We start from the raw sequence: 20,045 nt of genomic DNA on the forward strand, positions 1-20,045 counted from the left end.
GGAGAGCGGTCCGACAGCCGGCGCCGTCACGTTTTCCGCCCGAAGATTCGGGAGAAGGCGACGGCGAGGATGAGCACGGCCCCGTTGAAGACGTCGGTGACCCAGCTGCTGAGACCCAGCAACTGGAAGCCGGTGGTCCCCACGGCCAGCAGGTAGACGGCGAACAGGGTGCCCCAGACGTTGAACCGTCCGGGGGTGAAGGCGGTGGCGCCGAGGAACGCCGCGGCGTAGGCCGGGAGGAGGTACGGCGCCGCGATGGACGGGCTGGCCGCACCGATCTGGCCGACCAGCATGACGCCGGCCAGCGAGGCGAGCACGCTGGAGGTGACCAGCGACCCCACCCGCAGCGCGTTCACCCGGATGCCGGCGAGGGCCGCGGCGGTCGGAGCCTCGCCCGTGAAGAAGATGTTGCGGCCCAGCGGCATCTTCTGGAGCAGGATCCACCCGATCAGGGCGACGACCAGCATGATGAAGAAGGCGGCCTCGATCCCGAGGATCTCGGTCCGGAAGACGTCGGTCAGCCCCTGCGGGACACCGCCGATGGTCGTCGTACCAGCCAGGCCGATCGCCGCACCCGTGACGAGCGTGCCCATGCCGAGCGTGACGATGAACGAGTGGATGCCGACCTTGACCACGAAGAACGACGTCACGGCGCCGATCAGCAGGCCGGCGACCAGCACCACACCGAGCGCGGCGAGGACGGAGAAGTCACGGGCCGTCGTCAGGTAGGCGACCACGCTGGCCGACATGCCCATGACGGATGCGGCGGACAGGTCGAACTCGCCGACGAGCAGCACGACCGTGACCCCGAGCGCCAGCAGGGCGAGCGAGGCCTGGATGCCGAGCGTGGAGGTCAGGTTCGCCGTCGAGAAGAACGACTCGGGCCGGAGGATGGAGAAGACGGCGATCAGCGCCGCGAGTGCGACCAGGAGCGCGTAGCGCTGCAGGACCACCCCGCCCACGCGGCCGACGACGCCGACGCCCGTCCCCTTCGCCTCGTCCGGCGAGCCGCTGCCCGTCGCCTCCAGGCGCACCGTGGACTCCGTGGTCACCATGCCGCTCTCCTCGCTCGACGCATGTCGGGTCGTTCCATCACCGTCCGCAGCGGTCTCGCTCCGGATGTCCGCGCGAGGAGCGGGAGGACCAGGCGGGAACCGATTACGGCTACGATGTTTGCAATGCGGATACGATGGTCGGAAATGTGACCGACGTCAAGCGCTTCAGGTAACAGCTCAGTCAGGGATTCGTCAGGTTCAGGTGACGCGTCGGCCACGGTGCGTCAGCCGATCCCCAGGACGGTCAACGAAGGCGCCGGCGACCATGCAGACGGCTCGCGGGACGGGTCCCCGTCGACCCCGGTGGCGGGCCGGGGTCGGAAGTCGCGAGAGGGCGTTCTCAGGCGCCGGCGCGATAGGCCGCGTCGCGGTAGGCGCGCCAGCCCAGCGACTCGGAAAGCGTGACGGCGGTGTCCATGAGCAGCTGGCGCTGCTGGTCGGCCACATCGGCGTCGTCGATCAGTTGGAGGGGCAGGACGGCGCTGACCGCGGCGGCCACGGACCCGTCCTTGCGGAAGACCGGCACGGCGATCGACCCGTTGTCGCTCTGGAGCTCCGCCCGGGAGACGGCGTAGCCCTGCTCCCGGATCTGTGCGAGGACCGTCGTCATCGCGTCCGGATCGGTCACGGTCCTGGACGACACTCGCTGCAGCGGCTCGGCCAGGTAGGCCGCCACGAACTCGGGGCTCTCGAAGGCGAGGAGAACCTGACCGAAGGACACCGCGTGCAGCGGGACCCGGTACTGCTCGCGGATCCGCCGGACCGCGGGGACCTGAGGGTTCTGCTCGGCGAAGAGCGTGACCGCCTCGGAGTCGCACCGCTCGGTCAGCTTGAGCAGGCCCTGGATGCTGGGGAGCAACTGCTCCAGGTGTCGGAGGCCCACGCCCAGCACGGCGTGATCGCGGATGTAGCTGCTGGCCAACGCCCAGAGCGTCGGTCCGACGGAGTACTCGCCGGTGTCCGGATCGCGCTGGAGCATGCCCTCCTCGGTCAGCCCGCGCACCGTGCGGTAGATCGTCGCCCACGGCGCGTCCAACTCGCGCGACAGGTCACTGGGACGCATCGGCCGGTCGGCCAGGGTGCGGAGGATCCGTGTGCCCCGCGACAGAGACTTCACCTGCGGGAGACCGCGCGGGGGCGCACCGACCTGCTCGGTCATGACCTCTTCCTCGTTCCCTCGGACATGCCGGACCCAGCCGGCTGTACACCCACGGTGACCACCCGGCCCTCGTCCAGCGCCGCCCGGGCGGCCTCGACGAGGAACTCGGTGCGCAGCGCCTCCTGGAGGTCGCAGGGGTTCGGCCCGGCGCCCCGCGCGAGTGCGAGGAAAGCGTCGACTTCGGCATGGTAGGCGTCGAGGAAGCGGTCCCGGAAATCCACGACGGTGCTCGCAGGTACTGGTTCCGGCTTCTCGGCCACCGTTCGGCGGTTGCCGACGACCACGACCTCCTCCGCCGTCTCCACCTCCACCGTCAGGTCGAACCCGGCGACGGAGCGGTAGCCGCCCCACACAGCGGCAAGGCCGCCGTCTGCGAGCTCGAGGGTGACGGCCGCCGTCATCGTCTCCGGGTCCGCGGGTGCGCCGACCGCCGGCAGGACAGCGACCCGGGTCACCTCGCTGCCGGTCAGCCACCGGACCATGTCCAGCTCGTGCACCAGCTTGTCCGCGATCAGCCCCCCGGCCCCGGCGAGGTACTCCGCCGACGGCGCGAACTCCGTCGTCGAGTGCACCCGCACCAGCCGCGGACCGGGGGATGCCGCCACCCGCTCGGCGAGCTCTCGGAGCGCGGGGTCGAAGCGGTAGTGGAAGCCCACCTGCACCGGGCAGCCGCTGCGGCGCGCGCGTTCGGCCAGCGCCTGCACCTGGGCCAGCTCGGCGGCGACGGGCTTCTCGCAGAAGGCGGGGAGGCCGGCGTCCATCGCGCGGTCAAGGAGGGCCACGTGCGTGGCCGTCGGGGAGGCGATGACCACCGCGTCGACCTGGGCGACGAGCTCGTCAGCCCCGGTCACCGCGCACGCCCCGTACTCCTGCGCAAGAGCAGCCACCCGGGCCGCATCCGGGTCGTACAGGTGCACGGTGGAGACATCCGGGTGCGCGGTCAGCGTGCGCAGGTGCACCTCACCGATGCGACCGGCCCCTGCCAATCCCACGCGCATGCGCACCCCTCGGTCGACTCGTCCTGCGTCCTGGCTGATTCCCCACGCACGGCCGGGGCCAAGTAGGTGGACACCTTATCCGCTATGAGGACAAAAGGGGAACCGTTGCGGCCGTTGACTCCGTGTGCCGGCCATATCGGGCCGCCTGGAATCAGCCGGAGGGGCGGTCGACGGCCTCAGCAGAGGGCGACCGGGAGGTGCTCGAAGCCTCGGAGAGTCTGCAGGTTCCGGCGCACCGGCCGGCCAGCCACCCGCAGCCCGGGGAAGCGCTCGCTCAGCGCCTGCAGCCCGATGGCGCCCTCGAGTCGGGCCAGCCCGGCGCCGACGCAGTAGTGGATGCCCCCGGAGAAGGCCAGGTGCTCGCGGGCGTTGGCCCGGGCGACGTCGAACCGCGCCGGCTCCGGAAAGACGTCGGGGTCCCGGTTCGCCGCCCCCAGCAGCAGGGTGACCCGGGTACCCGCGGCGACGGTGCGCCCGGCCAGCTCGACGTCGGCCCGGGCGGACCGGCCGGTCAGCTGCACCGGGCTGTCCAGCCGCAGCACCTCCTCGACGGCGGTGTCCCAGCCGGCGGGGCTGGCCCGCAGGGCCTCCCACTGGTCGCGGTGGGCGTCGAGCAGGACGACGGCGTTCCCCAGCAGGTTCACCGTCGTCTCGAAGCCGGCGCCGAGCAGCAGGAGCACCGTGGCATGCAGCTCGCGCTCGGTGAGCGCCTCGTCCGGCGGCAGCGTGACCAGCCGGCTGACCAGGTCGTCACCGGGATCCCGGCGCAGTCGCTCGAAGTGCTCCCCGAGGAATGCGTGCATGGCCCGCAGCGCCTTCTCGGCGGCGAGGTAGCGGCGCAGCGGCAGCCCCGGGTCCAGCGTGGCCGCCGCTGCCGCGCCCCAGCGGAGGAAGTCCTCGCGGCGCTCCGTCGGCACCCCCAGCAGCTCGGCGATGACCAGCACGGGCAGCTGGGCGGCGTAGGCCGCCACCAGGTCGACGGTGCCGCCGCGGCGCTCGAGGTCGTCGAGCAGCCGCTCGGCCGTGCTCCGGATGGCCGGTTCGAACGCCGCCGTCGCCCGCGGGGTGAAGGCCCGGCTGACCAGCCGGCGGAAGCGCGTGTGGTCGGGCGGGTCGACGACGAGCATGGACGGCGGCTCCGCGACGCCGGCGGCGGAGGGGTCGTCGCCGAACGCCAGCGCCCACCGGATCAGCCGCGGGGCGCCGGCCCGGTCCCAGCCGACGCCGAAGCGGTCGCTGCGCAGGATCTCCTGGGCGACCGGGTACGATGTCGTGACCAGGCCCAGGCTGCTGCCCGAGAGGGGCCCGCGGGCGCGCAGCTCCTCGTAGAGCTCGTAGGGCTGCTCGCGCAGGACCCGGTCCCGCATCAACCGGCCGACCAGGTCGCCCCGCCGGGCGCTACGCGAGAGGTAGACCGCCGGCAGCCCGTGCCGGACGGCCCAGCGCACGGCGGTCCGCGCCGGCCGGGCCAGCGACGCCGGCCCCACCGAGGGGAGGATCTGCCCGGCCTGCGCTGTGGCGCTCATCACGGCAGTCTGTCAGCCCTGATCCGCCCCTCAGCATGGCACCGCCCCCGGCCCGGAGCGGGTCGGGGGGCGGTGCGTCGGCTGCTGGAGCGCTCAGGCCTCGTCGCTGGGGGCGGGAGCGGCAGCCGGGTCGCCGTCCCAGTCCTTGCCGGCGACGTCGGCGTTCTCCGAGGCGCTGTCCGTCTGGCCGGCGACGGTCTCGATCATCTCCTCGTCGGAGACGTCCCCACCGGCTGCGTGGGTGTTCGGCTCGCTCATCGCGCAGTCCCTTCGTTCGGCTGGCTTCCTCTTCGGCGGTCCCCGATCGGGCACCGGCGCAAACCAGCCGCTGCGTCACAGCCGGGGCGTCCGCAGTTCGAACCACACCCGCTTGCCACCGCGGTGGTCCTCGCACCCCCAGCGGTCGGCGAGCATCTGGACCATCAGCATCCCCCGGCCGCGGGCTCGTTCCGCGTCCAGTTCCTGGACGGCGGGGCGGGCCGGCGAGCAGTCGACGACGGCCAGCCGCAGCCAGTCGTCGGAGAAGGTCGCCTCCAGGGTGAGGCAGGCGCTGCCGCCCACGTGGTCGACCACGTTGGCGACCAGCTCGGTCACCAGCAGGGCCGCGTCGTCGCGATCCTGCCGGACACCCCACACCTGCAGCAGCTGGCGCACCAGCCGGCGGGCCACCGGAACGCTCGCGGCGACCGGCGGCAGGTCCATGCTGGCGGTGAGGGTGGACATGGGGTGTTCCCTTCTGCCGGCGAAGCGGGAGGCGACATTGATGCCCGGTACCTCCGTCATCGGCAGGTAGGGCGATGGGCTGGATGCGTTGCGCGCAACTATCCATGGCGACCACCGGGTGTGCAACCCCCATTGCATGACATGCCTGTTGCATGCAAGGGACGTTGCGCTACAGTGCGGCGGTCCGCTCATCGACCGCCGGAAGGAACACCATGACCGCCCCGGTGCCCGCGGACGGCGACGCCGCCGTCCGCGCCCTCGAGGAGCTGATCAGCTGCATCGACGACTCCGCGGAGGAGTTGCGCCGGGCACGCGTGCGGGCCGAGCACCTGCTGGCCGACCGGCGCGCGGGGAAAGCCTGGCTCGAACTGGTCACCGAGGAGTCCCGCCCCCTCGTGGTCGAGAGCATCTCCACCGTGCTGGCGTCCCTCGCCGGTGCCGGGCACACCTGGCGCCGCGAGGAGGCCGCCGCCCTGCAGCGCGAGAAGATCAGCATCAACCGGATCGCGGTGCTCTTCGGCGTGACACGTCAGCGGATCTCCGCCCTGCTGAAGGAGAACGGGACCACCGCGACCGGCTGAGCCCCGTCCGGGTTCACATCAGCAGCGCGTCGATCGCCTTGTGGATCCGCTGCTCGGAGACCGGCCGTGGGGTGCCTACGATCTGGGCGAACAGCCCCACCCGGAGCTCCTCGACCATCCAGCGCACCCGGGTCACCGGGTCGTCGGGCGCCCCGGTCGAGGGCACCTGACGGCGCAGCTGCTCGTACTCGGCGGCCACCGCGGCGACCTGTTGCATCCAGAGCTCGTCGCGGGCGGCGTTCGCGGGCAGCTTCTCCAGCCGGTGGACCATCGCCCGCAGGTACCGGACGACGTCGGGCAGCCGCCGCCGCCCGGTCGCGGCCACGAACCCGCGGTGCAGCAGCCCCGTCATCTGCCGGCGCAGATCCGCGACGGCGGCCTCCGGCACCCGGCGGGCCGGCGCGGCACCGATCGCGACCGCCACCTCCCGCGCCTGGGTGAGCACCGCCTCGACGCGGCGCACGGTGTCGGCGGTGAGCGGGGGCAGCTGCTGCTTCGCCGTCGCCACCAGTGCGGCGAAGGCGTCCGGATCGCGCGGCGGCCCACCGGCGGCGGCGATCAGCTCGTCGGCGGCGGCGTCCACGCAATCGGCGACCAGGTCGGGGATCTCGCCGTCCGGGTTGAACTGCAGCGCCAGCCGGGTGCCCGGCCCGAGGCCCTTGACCACCTGCTTGGCCGGCGAGCCGGCGACCAGCACCAGCAGCCGCCGGGTCCCCCGCCAGGACAGCCGGGTCGCCTCGGCCTCGGTCGGCACGACGCGGACGCCGACGGTGGCCCCCTCGTCGACCAGCGCCGGATGGGCGGTCACCACGTGCGCGCCGCGGCGCACCTCCACGGTGCGGGGCAGCGTGCCGACGTCCCAGCTGGTCAGGCCGGTCCGCTCCAGCTCCGAGGAGGCCCGGGCCAGGCTCGCCCGGGCCTGGGGCGCGACCTGCGCCTTGAGCGCCGCCAGGTCCTTCCCGGTGGCCAGCGGCCGCTGCTGGTCGTCGAGCACCCGGAAGGTCGCCCGCAGGTGGTCGGGCACCTGCCCGGGTTGCCAGGCGTCCGGCGGGATCACCACGCCGGCCGCGCGGCGCAGTTCCCGTTCCAGGGCCGGCAGCAGCGACTCTCCGGGAGCGATCCGCGGCAGGACCTCGCGCACCCGGTCCGGGATGGGGACGAGCGCACGGCGCAGCTGCTTGGGCAGCGTGCGCAGCAGCGCGGTCACCAGCTCCTCGCGCAGTCCGGGGACCGTGAACGCCAGGGACTCCCCGGACGTCGCGCCCACCACCGTGTCCAGCACGCCGAGGGGGACGTCGACGGTCACCCCGTCCTCCGGAGCGCCCGGGGAGAACGCGTAGGACAGCGGCAGGGTGAGCCCCTGCGTCAGGGGCACCTCGTCGGGATAGTCCTCAGGGCGCACCCCGGCGGCCACCGCGGCGTTGGCGAGCATCTCGGGGGTGAACGTGAGCAGGTCCGGCTGCTCGTGCCGGGCCCGCTTCCACCAGCGGTCGAAGTGCCGGGTGGAGACGACGTCGGCGGGGATGCGGCCGTCGTAGAGCTCGAACAGCGTCTCGTCGTCGACGGCGATGTCACGACGCCGCGCCCGCTCCTCCAGCGCGGCGACCCGCTCGATCGCCCGCTGGTTCTCCGTCCAGAACCGGTGGTGGGTGGTCCACTCCCCGTGCACGAGCGCGTGCCGGATGAACAGCTCCCGGGAGACGACCGGGTCGATCGCCCCGTACTGGACCCGTCGTCCCACGACCAGCGGGAGCCCGTAGAGGGTGACCCGCTCGGTGGCGACGACGGAACCGCGCTTGGCGTCCCAGCGGGGCTCGGAGTGCTGGCGCTTGACCAGGTGCTCGGCGAGCTTCTCGACCGTCTCCGGGTCGATCCGGGCGACCGTCCGGGCGAACAGCCGGCTGGTCTCGACCAGCTCCGCGGCCACCACCCAGCGCGGCGGCTTCTTCGCCAGCGGGGTGCCGGGCGCGATCACGAAGCGGGTGTTCCGGGTGCCCAGGTACTCACGGCTCGGCCGCTTGTCACGCTGTGCTTCCTGCCCGCCCCGCCGCCCCTGGCCAAGCTCCATCTGCAGCCCGACGTGGCTGAGCAGGCCGGCCAGCAGGGCAGCGTGGACGCCCTTCTCGTCGGGCTCGGCCGCCGGTTCCCCCACGGTCATCCCCAGGCGCCGGGCGGTGCCACGCAGCTGGCCGTGCAGGTCCTGCCACTCGCGGATGCGCAGGTAGTGCAGGAACTCCCGCTTCACCGTGCGGCGGAACTGGTTGCCGGACAGCGCCTCCTGCTGCTCGCCCAGGTAGCGCCAGAGGTTGAGCAGCGCGAGGAAGTCCGAGTTCTCGTCGGCGAACCGCGCGTGCATCTGGTCGGCGGCCTGCTGGTGTTCCGTCGGCCGCTCGCGCGGGTCCTGGATGGTGAGGCCGGCGGCGATGACGAGGACCTCGTCGAGCACCCCGCGTTCGTTCGCCTCGACCACCATGCGCGCCATCCGGGGGTCCAGCGGCAGGGCGGCCAGCGAGCGGCCGGTCGGCGTCAGCCTTCCGTGCTCGTCGAGCGCGTGCAGCTCCTCGAGCAGGGCCATGCCGTCGGCGATCGCCCGCCGGTCGGGCGGGTCGACGAACGGGAAGTCCTCGACGGCGCCCAGGTCCAGCGCGGCCATCTGCAGCAGCACCGAGGCGAGGTTCGTGCGCAGGATCTCGGGATCGGTGAACTCGGGGCGGGACTCGAAGTCGGCCTCGGTGTAGAGGCGGACGGCGATGCCCGGGCCCAGCCGCCCGCACCGGCCCGACCGCTGCCGGGCCGAGGCCTGGCTGACCGGCTCGATCGGCAGCCGCTGGACCTTGGTCCGATGGCTGTACCGGGAGATGCGGGCGGTGCCGGGGTCGATCACGTACCGGATGCCCGGCACGGTGAGCGAGGTCTCGGCGACGTTGGTGGACAGCACGATCCGGCGCCCGCTGTGCGGGGCGAAGACCTTGTGCTGGTCGGCGGCCGACAACCGGGAGTAGAGCGGCACGATCTCGGTGCTGGGCAGCGCCCGCTCGGTGAGCGCGTCCTGGGTGTCGCGGATCTCCCGCTCACCGGCGAGGAACACCAGGATGTCGCCCGGCCCCTCGGCGACCAGCTCGTCGACGGCGTCGAGGATCGCGCTGACCTGGTCGCGGTCGGGGTCGGCGTCCTCGTCGTCGGGGTCGACCACCGGGCGGTAGCGGACCTCGACCGGGTACGTCCGCCCGCTCACCGCCACGACCGGGGCGCCCGAGAAGTGTGCGGCCACCCGCTCCACGTCGATCGTCGCCGAGGTGATGACCAGCTTCAGGTCGGGCCGCTTCGGCAGCAGCTGGGCGAGGTAGCCCAGCAGGAAGTCGATGTTGAGGCTCCGCTCGTGCGCCTCGTCGAGGATGATCGTGTCGTACTGGCGCAGCAGGCGGTCGTGCGCGATCTCGGCCAGCAGCACGCCGTCGGTCATGAGCTTGACCAGCGTCGAGTCGGAGACCTGGTCGTTGAAGCGCATCTTGTAGCCGACGGCCTCGCCCAGCGGGGTCTCCAGCTCCTCGGCGATCCGTTCGGCGACGCTGCGCGCGGCGATCCGGCGCGGCTGGGTGTGCCCGATGCGACCGCGCACACCGCGACCGAGCTCGAGGGCGATCTTCGGCAGCTGCGTCGTCTTGCCCGACCCCGTCTCGCCGGCCACGACGACCACCTGGGCGTCGCGCAGCGCGGCGGCGATGTCGTCCCGCCGGGCGCTGACCGGCAGCTCCTGGGGGTAGCTGATCTCCGGGACGGCGGCGCGGCGGCGCGCGATGCGGGCCTCCGCGGCCCCGACGTCGGCAGCCAGGCGCTCGCGCTGGCGCTCCCGCGCCTGCGGATCGCGGGTCCGCCGCAGGCCGTCGAGCCGCCGGCGGAGGCGGTGCTCGTCGGCGAGGGTCAGCCCGGTGAGGCGCTCCCGGAGATCGTCGCGCGCCCGGAGGGGTTCCGGCGGTGCACTCACGGGCGGGCTCGCGTTCCTCTCGGGGTGGACACGGGTATCGGGCGGGCGTCGTCCGGTCGGGCCGGGACCTCGCACCCAAGGATCGCACTGCCGGGCCGGCACCCGGGCATGCATGGGACGGATCACAGTCTGTGCGCACTGCACCTTCTTGCTTGCCAACTGCAACGGGTTGTACGGTGCACGCGTTCCCTCGTCCCTGGAGTCCCATGCATCACCCCCGGGCCGACCGGCTCGCCGAGGTCGCCACGCTCTCCGAGCAGCTGCCGCGGTTCATGCGCCTGGTCCAGGCGCTGAAGAGCCAGCCCAGCGGCCCCGAGGTCCGCGACCGTGCCGCCCTCGTGCTGCTCCACCCGCTGGTGCGCCAGGGGCCGATCCGGCAGGGCACGCTCGCCGAGCTGGTGCACGCCGACCCCTCCACCGTCAGCCGGCACGTCGCGGCACTGGTGGAGCAGGGGCTGGTGCGGCGGGTCGCCGACGAGTCCGACGGAAGGGCGAACCGCCTGGTGGTGACCGACGCCGGCCGCGCCGCCCTCGACTCGCTCCGCGCCGAGCGCACCGCACACCTGGAGCAGGTGACCGCGAACTGGGATCCCGTCGATCTCGCCACGCTCACCACCCTCTTCGGCCGCCTGCTCGACGACCTCGCGGCCGGTCTGCCGAGGAGCACCGACCCGTCTCCCACCGAACGCACCACCCACCCAGCCGGAGAGCACCGATGAGCCAGTCCGCCCGCACGACCGCGGCCGGCCGCCGCGACGCCCGGGCCGCCGCCGCCGCCCCGGACGCCGAAGGCGGTTTCTCCCACCGGCAGATCGTCACGATCCTGGCCGGCCTGATGGTGGCGATGTTCCTGGCCGCGCTGGACCAGACGGTCGTCTCCACCGCGATCCGGACGATCGCCGACGACCTGCAGGGCTACGACCTGCAGGCCTGGGCGACGACGGCCTTCCTCATCACCTCGACCATCTCGACGCCGCTGTACGGGAAGCTCTCCGACATCTACGGCCGGCGGCCGTTCTACCTGTTCGCGATCACCATCTTCGTCGTCGGCTCGGCGCTGTGCGGCATCGCCGACTCGATGTACCAGCTCGCCGCGTACCGGGCCGTGCAGGGCATCGGGGCCGGCGGCCTGATGTCGCTGGCCCTGGCGATCATCGGCGACCTCGTCCCGCCGCGGGAGCGCTCGCGGTACCAGGGCTACTTCATGGCGGTCTTCGGCACCTCCAGCGTGCTGGGCCCGGTCATCGGCGGCTTCCTGGCCGGTCAGTCGTCCATCCTCGGGGTGGACGGCTGGCGCTGGATCTTCTGGATCAACGTGCCACTCGGCGCGCTCGCCTTCGTCGCCATCTCGCGCGTCCTGCACCTCCCGCACGAACGACGCGATCACCGGATCGACTGGCCCGGCGCGCTGGCGCTGATCACGTTCCTCGTGCCGCTGCTGGTCGTCGCCGAACAGGGCCGCATCTGGGGCTGGACCGACGGCCGCTCGGTCGCCTGCTACCTGATCGGCGCCGCGGGCTTCGCCCTGTTCGTCCTCGCGGAGCGGGCCTACCGGGACGACGCCCTGCTCCCCCTCCGGATGTTCGGCAACCGGACCTTCGCCGTGAGCGCGATCGGCAGCGTCGTCATGGGCGCCGGGATGTTCGGCGGCCTGCTGCTCCTGCCGCAGTACCTGCAGATCGTCCAGGGCTCCAGCGCCACCGTCGCGGGCCTGCAGATGATCCCGCTGGTCGCGGGCATCATGACCGGCGCGATGAGCTCGGGCATCGCCATCTCCAGGACCGGCCGGTACAAGGTCTTCCCGCTGGTCGGCATCGCGTTCATGGTCGTGGCGCTGGTCTCGATGTCGTTCGTCGTCGGCGCGGACACCTCGGTGTGGGCGCTGGTGCCCTTCATGGTCCTGCTGGGCCTGGGGCTGGGCTTCAACTTCCAGCCGGTGATCCTCGCCGTGCAGAACGCCGTCTCCCCGCGGGAGATGGGCGTGGCGACGTCGTCGGTGACCTTTTTCCGGCAGATGGGCGGGACGATCGGGGCGGCGGCGTTCCTCTCGATCCTGTTCGCCCGGCTGCCGCGGGACATCGGGGCCGCCGTCGAGGACTCCGTGCGCGCGAACCCGGAACTCGCCCCGCGGTTCGAGCAGCTCGGCGCCGGCAGCGGCGGGACCCTGGACGACACGTCGTTCATCCAGGAGCTGCCCGCCGTCCTGGCGCAGCCGTTCAAGGTCGGCTTCTCCGACTCGATCGACCTGGTATTCCTCATCGCCGCCGGCATCGTGGCCATCGGCTTCTTCGTCTTCCTGCTCCTGCCGCAGCTGGCACTGAGCACCAAGTCGGGCATCCAGGCCCGGCAGGGCGAGGCGGCCGGGACGGCGACCAGCGACCCGTACGACCCGGCCGAGGAGGCCGTCGAAGCCGTCGGCGCAGCCGCGCCCACCTCGGTCCCGCCGCCGGTGGGCCGCCCGGGCGACACCCCTCGCTGACCCCCTCCACCGCTCCACGCCCACGCGAGTGCCCGGTCGTGCCGAGTGGGCCCGGAGGGATCCGCGCAGGCGCGACGCAGCGGCTCATCGCGTCAGGGGACCCTCCCTGGCCGCGGTGTCGTCCGGAGGACGACAATGGGCACCGTGCCGTCGTCGTCGCTGATCCTGTCCCGCCGTGATCTGGACTTCCTGCTCAACGAGTGGCTCGACGTCGAGTCCCTGACCAAACGGGCCCGGTTCACCGAGCACTCGCGCGAGACGTTCGACGCGGTCCTCGACCTGGCCGAGCAGATCGCCACGGAGCACTTCGCGCCGCACAACCGCACGGCCGACGAGAACGAGCCGCGGATGGTCGACGGCAAGGTGCAGCTCATCCCCGAGGTGGCGAAGGCGCTGGAGGTCTTCGCCGAGGCCGGCCTGATGGCCGGCGAGTTCGACGAGGAGTTCGGCGGCATGCAGCTGCCGCACGTCGTCGGCCAGGCCGTGTTCGCCTGGTTCAAGGCGGCCAACGTGGGCACGTCGGCCTATCCGTTCCTCACCATGGGCAACGCCCGCCTGCTGCTCGCCCACGGCAGCCGGGAGCAGATCGACACCTACGTGGCGCCGGAGGTCGAGGGCCGCTGGTTCGGCACCATGGCGCTGTCGGAGCCGCAGGCCGGCTCGTCGCTGGCCGACATCACGACGAAGGCCGTCCCGCAGGACGACGGCACCTACCGGCTCTCCGGCAACAAGATGTGGATCTCCGGCGGCGACCACGAGCTGACGGAGAACATCGTCCACCTCGTACTGGCCAAGATCCCCGGTGGTCCGCCCGGGGTGAAGGGCATCTCGCTGTTCATCGTGCCCAAGTTCCTGGTGAACGACGACGGCTCACTGGGCGAGCGCAACGACGTCGTCCTGGCCGGGCTCAACCACAAGATGGGCTACCGGGGGACGACGAACACCCTGCTGAACTTCGGCGAGGGCGTGCACACCCCCGGCGGGAAGGCCGGCGCGGTCGGCTACCTCGTGGGCGAGCAGCACCGCGGCCTCACCTACATGTTCCACATGATGAACGAGGCACGGATCGGCGTCGGCATGGGCGCGACCGTGCTCGGCTACACCGGGTACCTCCACGCGCTGGAGTACGCGCGCACCCGCACGCAGGGGCGTCCGCCGGCCGGGAAGGCCGCGGCGTCGAAGAACGTCCCCACCCCGATGGTGCCCATCGTCGAGCACACCGACGTCCGGCGGATGCTGCTGGCCGCGAAGTCCTACGCGGAGGGCGGGCTGGCGCTCGGGCTGTACTGCGCGCGCCTGGTCGACGACGAGCAGACCGCGGAGGCCTCCGAGGACAGAGCGAGAGCGCACCTCTTGCTGGAGATGCTGACGCCGATCGCGAAGGCCTGGCCCTCGCAGTGGGGCCTGGCCGCGAACGACCTCGCCATCCAGGTGCACGGCGGCTACGGCTACACCCGCGACTACCCGGTGGAGCAGTTCTACCGGGACAACCGGCTCAACCCCATCCACGAGGGCACCCAGGGCATCCAGTCCCTCGACCTGCTCGGCCGCAAGGTGGCGATGAAGGGCGGAGCCGGGCTCGCGCTGCTCGGCGAGACGATCGCCGCGACCACCGCACGGGCGGCCGGTACCCAGTGGGCCGGCTTCGCCGCGGACCTCGACGCCGCCGTCGCCCGGCTGGGCTCGGTCACCGCGACGCTGTGGGGCGCCGGCGACCCCGACGTCACGCTGGCCAACTCGCACGTCTACCTGGAGGCGACCGGCCACCTGGTCGTCGGCTGGCTGTGGCTGGAGCAGGCCCTGGCGGCCGAGAGCGGGACCAGCGACTTCCACGAGGGCAAGCGCGCCGCGGCCCGCTACTTCTGGCGCTGGGAGCTCCCCCGCACACGGGCCCAGTTCGACCTCCTCGAGTCGCTGGACCGCACGGTCCTCGACACCCAGGACGCCTGGCTCTGAGAGAAGGCCCTCCTACCGGGAGGGGGCCGACATGGCAGCGCCCCGTCACTCCGAGGGAGTGACGGGGCGCTGTCGCATCCGGTGCGCGGGTCAGGCTCGCGCGGCCTCAGGGGCGCTCTTCCGCCCGGCCGAGGCGCGGCTCGCGGCGCGCTTCTCCCGCTCGTAACGCGCGGTGGACTGCGTCCCCATCGCGATGACCAGGGCCGTCAGGAGCAGGAACCCCAGCAGGGTCACAACCGGCCACACCATCATCAAGTCGCTCTCCTCGGTACATCGGGTACTCACCGCCGGGTCAGGGGCGGGCAACACGTCGTCGGGGCACTGTGTCCCCCGAACTCCCCCGTCCCAATCGTCCATTCCGTAACGTCACCCCGACGAGGGGGTGACCGGAACCACACCGTCGGCGACGGAACCGCGCCGTCCCGGTGTCCGAGGCGCCGTGGTCTCATCTCCAGGTGTCCGACCCCACAGCCGTGCCGACGGCCCGGCCGGGCACGGGCACCCGCCCGGCGGTGCTCGTCCTGGCCCTCTCCCTGGGCGTCACCACGCTGTCGCTGCTGCAGAGCCTCGTCGTCCCGTCGCTCGGGCGGATCGAGGAGCAGCTCGACATCTCGGCCGGGGCGGCCGGGTGGGTGCTGACGGCGAACCTCCTCGCCGCCGCCGTCCTCACCCCGGTCCTGGGCCGGCTCGGCGACCTCAGGGGAGAGCGCCCGGTCATCCTGGGCATCCTCGCGGTCGTCTCGCTGGGCACGCTGCTGGCGATCGTGACGACGTCGCTGCCGCTGCTGCTCGTCGCCCGGGTGCTGCAGGGCGCGTCGTACGGGCTGTTCCCCCTCTCGATGAGCGTGCTCCGGCGGGAGCTCCCCGAAGGCCGGCTGAGCGTGGCGATGTCGGTGGTCAGCAGCACGCTGGCCGTCGGCGGGGTGGCCGGCCTGGTCGCCACCGGCCTGCTCACCGGCGACGGCGGCGACTACCGGCACCCGTTCTGGATCGGCCTCGCGGTCGCGCTGCTCTCCCTGGTGCTGACCGCGTGGCTGCTGCCCTCGCGCCGGGTCACCGGGAGCGGGCGGGTCGACTGGTGGGGGGCGATCGTGCTCGGCGCCGGGCTGGTCCTGCTGCTCCTGCCGCTCTCCCAGGGCCCGGCCTGGGGCTGGGCGTCGCCGGCCACCGTCGGCTGCCTGGCCGCAGCCGTGGCCGTGCTGGCCGGCTGGGTGCTGCTGCAGCGGCGGACCACCCAGCCGCTGGTGCGCCCGGCGATGCTCGCCGACCGGCGCACGGTGGTGCCGAACGTGGCCGGGTTCATGACCGGCGTCGCCTTGTTCGCCTCGTTCCTCGCCATCCTCCAGTACGTGCAGTCGCCGCCCGGGATCACCGGGTACGGCTTCGGGGCCGGGGTGCTGGAGGCCGCGGTCGTCTACCTGCTCCCCGGCGGCGTCGTCGGCATCGTCGTGGCGCCCTTCGCCGGGCGGGTGGTCGGCCACTTCGGGGCATTGCCGACCCTCGCCGCCGGGGCGCTCTCCGGGATCGCCGGATTCGGCGTGCTGGCCGGCCTCCGGGAGGAGCCGTGGCTGGTCGTCCTCGCCGGTGTGCTGACGCAACTGGCGGTGACGGTGGCCTACGCCGCGCTCCCCGCCCTCGTCGTCGACGCCGTCGAGGAGGAGGAGACCGGCGTGGCCAACGCGGTGAACTCCATCGCCCGCTCGGTGGGCCAGGCGCTGGGCAGCACGCTGGCCGTCACGATCATCGCCGGCAGCCTCGACCCGGTCACCGGGCTCCCGCGGGCCATCGCCTTCACGCTGGTCGCGCTGATCGGGGCCGGCGCCTCCGCGGTCGTCGTCGTGGTGGCGCTGCTCGGCATGCGCGGCGACCGGCGCGGTGGCCGCGGCCGGCAGCGGGATCCGCTCGCCGACGTGGAGCGGGCGACCGCCGGGGCCGGCGAGTGGTCGCCGGTGTCCGGCATCCGCTGACCGCCGGCGCCGGTGGTGCCCGAACCGTTACCGGCGGGTCCGGCATGGATCGCGACGGTCCGGGGCATCGGAGATGCGACCGTCATCGCTTCCCGGAGGACTTCTTCATGGCCCGACCCACCGGCTCGTCCGGCCACAGCACGGCGGGCACCCGTTCCGCCGGTAACCGCGCCGAGGGCGACCCCGCGCCGCACGACGACGTCGTCAACGGCACGCGGGCCGACAAGGCCCCCACGGGCGCCGACACCGGCACCGGCACGGGTGCCACACTCAAGCGCACCGCCAAGGAGTTCGGCGAGGACGGCCTGACCGACTGGGCGGCGGCGCTGACCTACTACGGCGTGCTCGCGCTGTTCCCCGCCCTGACCGCGCTGGCGGCCATCGTGGGCCTGTTCACCACCCCCCAGCAGCTCACCGACGCGTTGACCGCGGTGGTGCCCCAGTCCGCGGCGGAGACGCTCAACCCGGTCATCGAGGACATCGCCGGGCAGAGCGCGCCGCTGGGCTTCGCCCTCGTGCTCGGTCTCGTCGGTGCCCTGTGGACGGCCTCCGGCTACGTCGGTGCCTTCACCCGGGCGGCGAACGTCGTCTACGAGACGCCGGAAGGCCGCAAGATCTGGAAGCTCAAGCCGCTGCAGCTGCTGATCACCCTGATCGGCATCCTGTTCGCCGCGCTGCTCGTGGCGATGCTGGTGCTCAGCGGCCCGGTGGTCGACGCCATCGGGCAGGCCATCGGGTTCGGCGACACCGTCCTGACCATCTGGACCTGGGCCAAGTGGCCGGTCATCCTGGTGATCCTGGCCCTGATGATCGCCGTCCTGTACTACTCGACGCCGAACGTGAAGCTCCGCGGGTTCAAGTGGGTCAGCCCGGGCGCGGGGGTCGCGATCCTGGTCGCGGTGGTCGCCTCGGCGCTGTTCGCCTTCTACGTGGCCAACTTCGGCAGCTACAACGCCACCTACGGCGCGCTGGCCGGCGTGGTGATCTTCCTGATCTGGTTCTGGCTGATCAACCTGGCCCTGCTCTTCGGCATCGAGCTGGACGCCGAGATGGAGCGCACGAAGGAGCTGAAGGAAGGCGTCCCGAGGGCGGACAAGGAGATCCAGCTCGACGCCCGCGACGACCCGAAGCCGCAGCAGACGACCTGAGCCGTCGGCACGACGCAAGAACGGCCCCCTCTCGGATCCGGGAGGGGGCCGTTCCGTCATGCCGAGGGGCCGGTCCTGCACGCCCTGGTTGCCCGGTCATGCGCCGGGTAGGTGCCCGGCACAGTTCCCCGGCACAGAGGCGGTACCCCCGATGAGCGACCGGTCGGCGATCACGTCGGACTTCTACGACCTCGAGGCCCTGCTCGACGACGACGACCGGGCGCTGCTGCACCGCGTCCGCACGTTCATGGCCGAGCAGGTCGAGCCGGTCATCAACGAGTACTGGACGCGCGCGGAGTTCCCGCACCACCTCATCCCGGCCATGGCCGAGCTGGGCATCGCCGGCACCTCGATCCAGGGGTACGGCTGCCGGGGCCGCTCGCCGCTGCTCGACGGGATGATCGCCATGGAGCTGTCGAAGGGCGACCCCTCGATCTCCACGTTCATGGGCGTCCACGGCGGCCTGGCCATGGGGTCGATCTACCTGTGCGGCTCCGAGGAGCAGAAGGAGCGCTGGCTGCCGGCCATGGCCCGCATGGAGCTGATCGGGGCGTTCGGGCTGACCGAGCCCGAGCACGGCTCCGACGTCGCCCGCGGCCTGCAGACGACGTGCCGGCGGGACGGCGACTCCTGGGTGCTGGACGGCGAGAAGAAGTGGATCGGCAACGCCACCTTCGCCGACCTGGTCATCATCTGGGCCCGGGACGTCGACACCGAGCGGGTGCTCGGCTTCGTCGTCGAGCAGGGCACGCCCGGCTTCACCGCGGTGAACCTCGAGGACAAGATCGCGCTCCGGGTGGTGCAGAACGCGCACATCACCCTGGCGGGCGTGCGGGTGCCCGAGGAGAACCGGCTGCAGGAGGCGCACAGCTTCCGCGAGACCGCCGACGTGCTGCGGATGACCCGCGCCGGCGTCGCCTGGTCGGCGGTGGGCTGCTCCCGCGGCGCGTACGAGCACGCGCTCCGCTACGCCCTGGGCCGCCGGCAGTTCGGCCAGCCGATCGTGGAGTTCCAGCTCGTGCAGGACCTGCTGGTCCGGATGCTGGGCAACATCACCGCCTCGGCGGCCATGTGCGCGCGGCTGTCGCACCTGCAGGGGGCCGGCCGGATGACCGACGAGCAGGCGTCGCTGGCGAAGGCGTTCTGCACCATGCGGATGCGCGAGACCGTCGGCTGGGCCCGCGAGCTGATGGGCGGGAACGGGATCCTGCTGGAGAACCACGTGGGCCGCTACGTCGCCGACGCGGAGGCGATCTACAGCTACGAGGGCACCCGCGAGGTGAACACGCTGATCGTCGGCCGCGGCGTCACGGGGTCCAGCGCCATCGTCTGACGACAGCCCCGTGCGGGTCGCAGCGAGCGCCAGCGAGCGAGGAGCGGAGCGGGGCGCGGATGGGGGTACCTCCTCCGCTTGCGGGGACAGCCCGACGGCATCGTCCGACGACCGCCCCGGAGCTACTGGCGGTCCCACCACGCTCGGGCCGCCTCGGCCGGGGTGCGCCCCTGCAGCTCGACCGCGCGGTTGAGCGCGACGAGGTCGGCCGTGGTCAGCCGTGCGCTGGTGCTCTCCAGGGCCTCCCGCAGCGGCTCGCCCCACCGGTCGAACACCTCCGAGCGCACCATCGGCACGACGTTCTCGCGGGGCTGCAACCCGCGGTCGTCGGCCAGCAGGACCACCGGCGCGATCGCCAGCCGGGCGTCGGTGGTCTCGAGCATGCCCACCTGGATCTGCCCCGCCAGGAGCGCCTCGATCGTGGCCGCCCGTGACGGCATGCTGGTCACCGCCCCGAAGCGCACGCCGTAGACCTGCTCCAGACCGAGCAGGCAGAACGGCCGGTCCGGGCACTCCGGCGGACCGCCGAAAGCCAGATCTCCGGCCAGACCGGTGAGGTCGGACAACCGGTGCACATCGTGGGCGGCCGCGAAATCGGTGGTGACGGCGAAGCCGTTCTGGTCCTCGGCGTCCGCGGCGGCGAGGACGTCGACCCCGCGCCCGCCCATCGTGCGGGTGAGGACGGCGTGCATCTGCTCGGGCATCTCCGGCGGGCGGGGGAACTGCGGACGGGCGAAGGCGAGCGCCGTGCCGAGGTAGTCGACCACGACGTCGACCACGCCTTGCTGCAGTGCTGGTGACACCACCTCGCGGGTGCCGATGCCGTGCTGCACCGACACCGGCAGCCCCCGTCGGCGCACGGCCTCGGCGTAGACCTCCACGAGGGTCTGGTTCTCCGGGAAGTCGTAGGAGGCGAACCGGATCGTGTCGGGCCGGTCCGGTGGGGACGGCGATCCCCGCTCGCAGCCGGTGAGCACGCAGAGGGCCAGGAGGACCGCGACGACGCCCCGGCCAGCGCGCACGGCACCCACCTCCCGCTGTCCCGGGCCCCGCTCGCTCCTCCCCCGGCACGGTGGCCGGCGGCGGAGGCGGTCACGGTAGCGCCGAACGGGGCCGAAAGGGATGGCTTCGGCCC

General features: G+C 72.7%; 16 protein-coding genes. 7 read left to right on the forward strand and 9 right to left on the reverse strand.

Translation table 11 applies throughout. The features are described 5' to 3' along the window. Positions 1-26: 26 nt before the first annotated feature. The 6 genes from BLASA_RS20875 to BLASA_RS20895 all read right to left on the reverse strand — a co-directional run bounded on the left by BLASA_RS20875 (position 27) and on the right by BLASA_RS20895 (position 5,461). Positions 27-1,055, reverse strand: coding sequence for an ABC transporter permease (locus tag BLASA_RS20875; RefSeq protein ID WP_014378245.1), 1,029 nt, complete (start codon positions 1,053-1,055; stop codon positions 27-29). Positions 1,056-1,395: 340 nt separating this feature from the next. Beyond that, positions 1,396-2,214, reverse strand: a complete 819-nt coding sequence (locus tag BLASA_RS20880) for an IclR family transcriptional regulator (protein WP_014378246.1) — start codon at positions 2,212-2,214, stop codon at positions 1,396-1,398. Continuing rightward, positions 2,211-3,212 carry a Gfo/Idh/MocA family oxidoreductase gene (locus BLASA_RS20885; protein WP_014378247.1) on the reverse strand — a complete coding sequence of 334 codons (1,002 nt, stop codon included), beginning with the start codon at positions 3,210-3,212 and terminating at the stop codon, positions 2,211-2,213. The genes BLASA_RS20880 and BLASA_RS20885 overlap by 4 nt, the downstream gene beginning before the upstream one ends. 176 nt (positions 3,213-3,388) lie before the next feature. Further along, on the reverse strand, positions 3,389-4,738 hold the full coding sequence (locus BLASA_RS20890; RefSeq protein ID WP_014378248.1) for a cytochrome P450: 1,350 nt from the start codon (positions 4,736-4,738) through the stop codon (positions 3,389-3,391). A gap of 93 nt (positions 4,739-4,831) precedes the next feature. Beyond that, positions 4,832-4,996, reverse strand: a complete 165-nt coding sequence (locus tag BLASA_RS25280) for a hypothetical protein (RefSeq protein ID WP_014378249.1) — start codon at positions 4,994-4,996, stop codon at positions 4,832-4,834. A 75-nt stretch (positions 4,997-5,071) separates the two neighbouring features. Continuing rightward, positions 5,072-5,461 carry an ATP-binding protein gene (locus tag BLASA_RS20895; RefSeq protein ID WP_014378250.1) on the reverse strand — a complete coding sequence of 130 codons (390 nt, stop codon included), beginning with the start codon at positions 5,459-5,461 and terminating at the stop codon, positions 5,072-5,074. A gap of 212 nt (positions 5,462-5,673) precedes the next feature. On the opposite strand from BLASA_RS20895, the gene BLASA_RS20900 reads away from it, so the two are divergent. Then, positions 5,674-6,042: a hypothetical protein gene (locus tag BLASA_RS20900; RefSeq protein WP_014378251.1), complete on the forward strand. Its 369-nt coding sequence runs from the start codon at positions 5,674-5,676 to the stop codon at positions 6,040-6,042. Positions 6,043-6,055: 13 nt separating this feature from the next. Here the strand turns inward: BLASA_RS20900 and hrpA are convergent, their stop codons facing one another. After that, a complete protein-coding gene (gene hrpA / locus BLASA_RS20905) occupies positions 6,056-10,027 on the reverse strand; it encodes an ATP-dependent RNA helicase HrpA (protein ID WP_014378252.1) in 3,972 nt (1,323 codons plus the stop codon). 206 nt (positions 10,028-10,233) lie between these two features. On the opposite strand from hrpA, the gene BLASA_RS20910 reads away from it, so the two are divergent. From BLASA_RS20910 to BLASA_RS20920, 3 genes are all read left to right on the forward strand, one after another. Continuing rightward, positions 10,234-10,746, forward strand: a complete 513-nt coding sequence (locus BLASA_RS20910; protein ID WP_014378253.1) for a MarR family winged helix-turn-helix transcriptional regulator — start codon at positions 10,234-10,236, stop codon at positions 10,744-10,746. Beyond that, positions 10,743-12,506 (forward strand): MDR family MFS transporter, encoded by a 1,764-nt coding sequence (locus BLASA_RS20915; protein ID WP_014378254.1) that lies wholly within the window; start codon positions 10,743-10,745, stop codon positions 12,504-12,506. The genes BLASA_RS20910 and BLASA_RS20915 overlap by 4 nt, the downstream gene beginning before the upstream one ends. A 135-nt stretch (positions 12,507-12,641) precedes the next feature. After that, complete coding sequence (locus tag BLASA_RS20920; RefSeq protein WP_041775884.1) at positions 12,642-14,462, forward strand: acyl-CoA dehydrogenase; 1,821 nt, start codon at positions 12,642-12,644, stop codon at positions 14,460-14,462. A 90-nt stretch (positions 14,463-14,552) separates the two neighbouring features. On the opposite strand, the gene BLASA_RS25285 is transcribed toward BLASA_RS20920, so the two are convergent. Then, positions 14,553-14,714, reverse strand: a complete 162-nt coding sequence (locus tag BLASA_RS25285) for a hypothetical protein (RefSeq protein WP_166486616.1) — start codon at positions 14,712-14,714, stop codon at positions 14,553-14,555. A gap of 203 nt (positions 14,715-14,917) precedes the next feature. Between BLASA_RS25285 and BLASA_RS20930 the strand changes: the two genes are divergently transcribed. The 3 genes from BLASA_RS20930 (at position 14,918) to BLASA_RS20940 (ending at position 18,910) form a co-directional block, all read left to right on the forward strand. Next, positions 14,918-16,429 (forward strand): MFS transporter, encoded by a 1,512-nt coding sequence (locus BLASA_RS20930; RefSeq protein WP_231839507.1) that lies wholly within the window; start codon positions 14,918-14,920, stop codon positions 16,427-16,429. A gap of 107 nt (positions 16,430-16,536) precedes the next feature. Further along, positions 16,537-17,577 carry a YihY/virulence factor BrkB family protein gene (locus BLASA_RS20935; protein WP_014378258.1) on the forward strand — a complete coding sequence of 347 codons (1,041 nt, stop codon included), beginning with the start codon at positions 16,537-16,539 and terminating at the stop codon, positions 17,575-17,577. 151 nt (positions 17,578-17,728) lie between these two features. Further along, on the forward strand, positions 17,729-18,910 hold the full coding sequence (locus BLASA_RS20940; RefSeq protein ID WP_014378259.1) for an acyl-CoA dehydrogenase family protein: 1,182 nt from the start codon (positions 17,729-17,731) through the stop codon (positions 18,908-18,910). Positions 18,911-19,032: 122 nt separating this feature from the next. On the opposite strand, the gene BLASA_RS20945 is transcribed toward BLASA_RS20940, so the two are convergent. Next, entirely contained in the window at positions 19,033-19,932 is a 900-nt protein-coding gene (locus BLASA_RS20945) for an ABC transporter substrate-binding protein (protein WP_014378260.1), read from the reverse strand. Between the last annotated feature and the right edge of the window lie 113 nt (positions 19,933-20,045).

The organism is Blastococcus saxobsidens DD2 (assembly GCF_000284015.1).
In the GTDB taxonomy this organism is placed as follows: Bacteria; Actinomycetota; Actinomycetes; order Mycobacteriales; family Geodermatophilaceae; genus Blastococcus; species Blastococcus saxobsidens_A.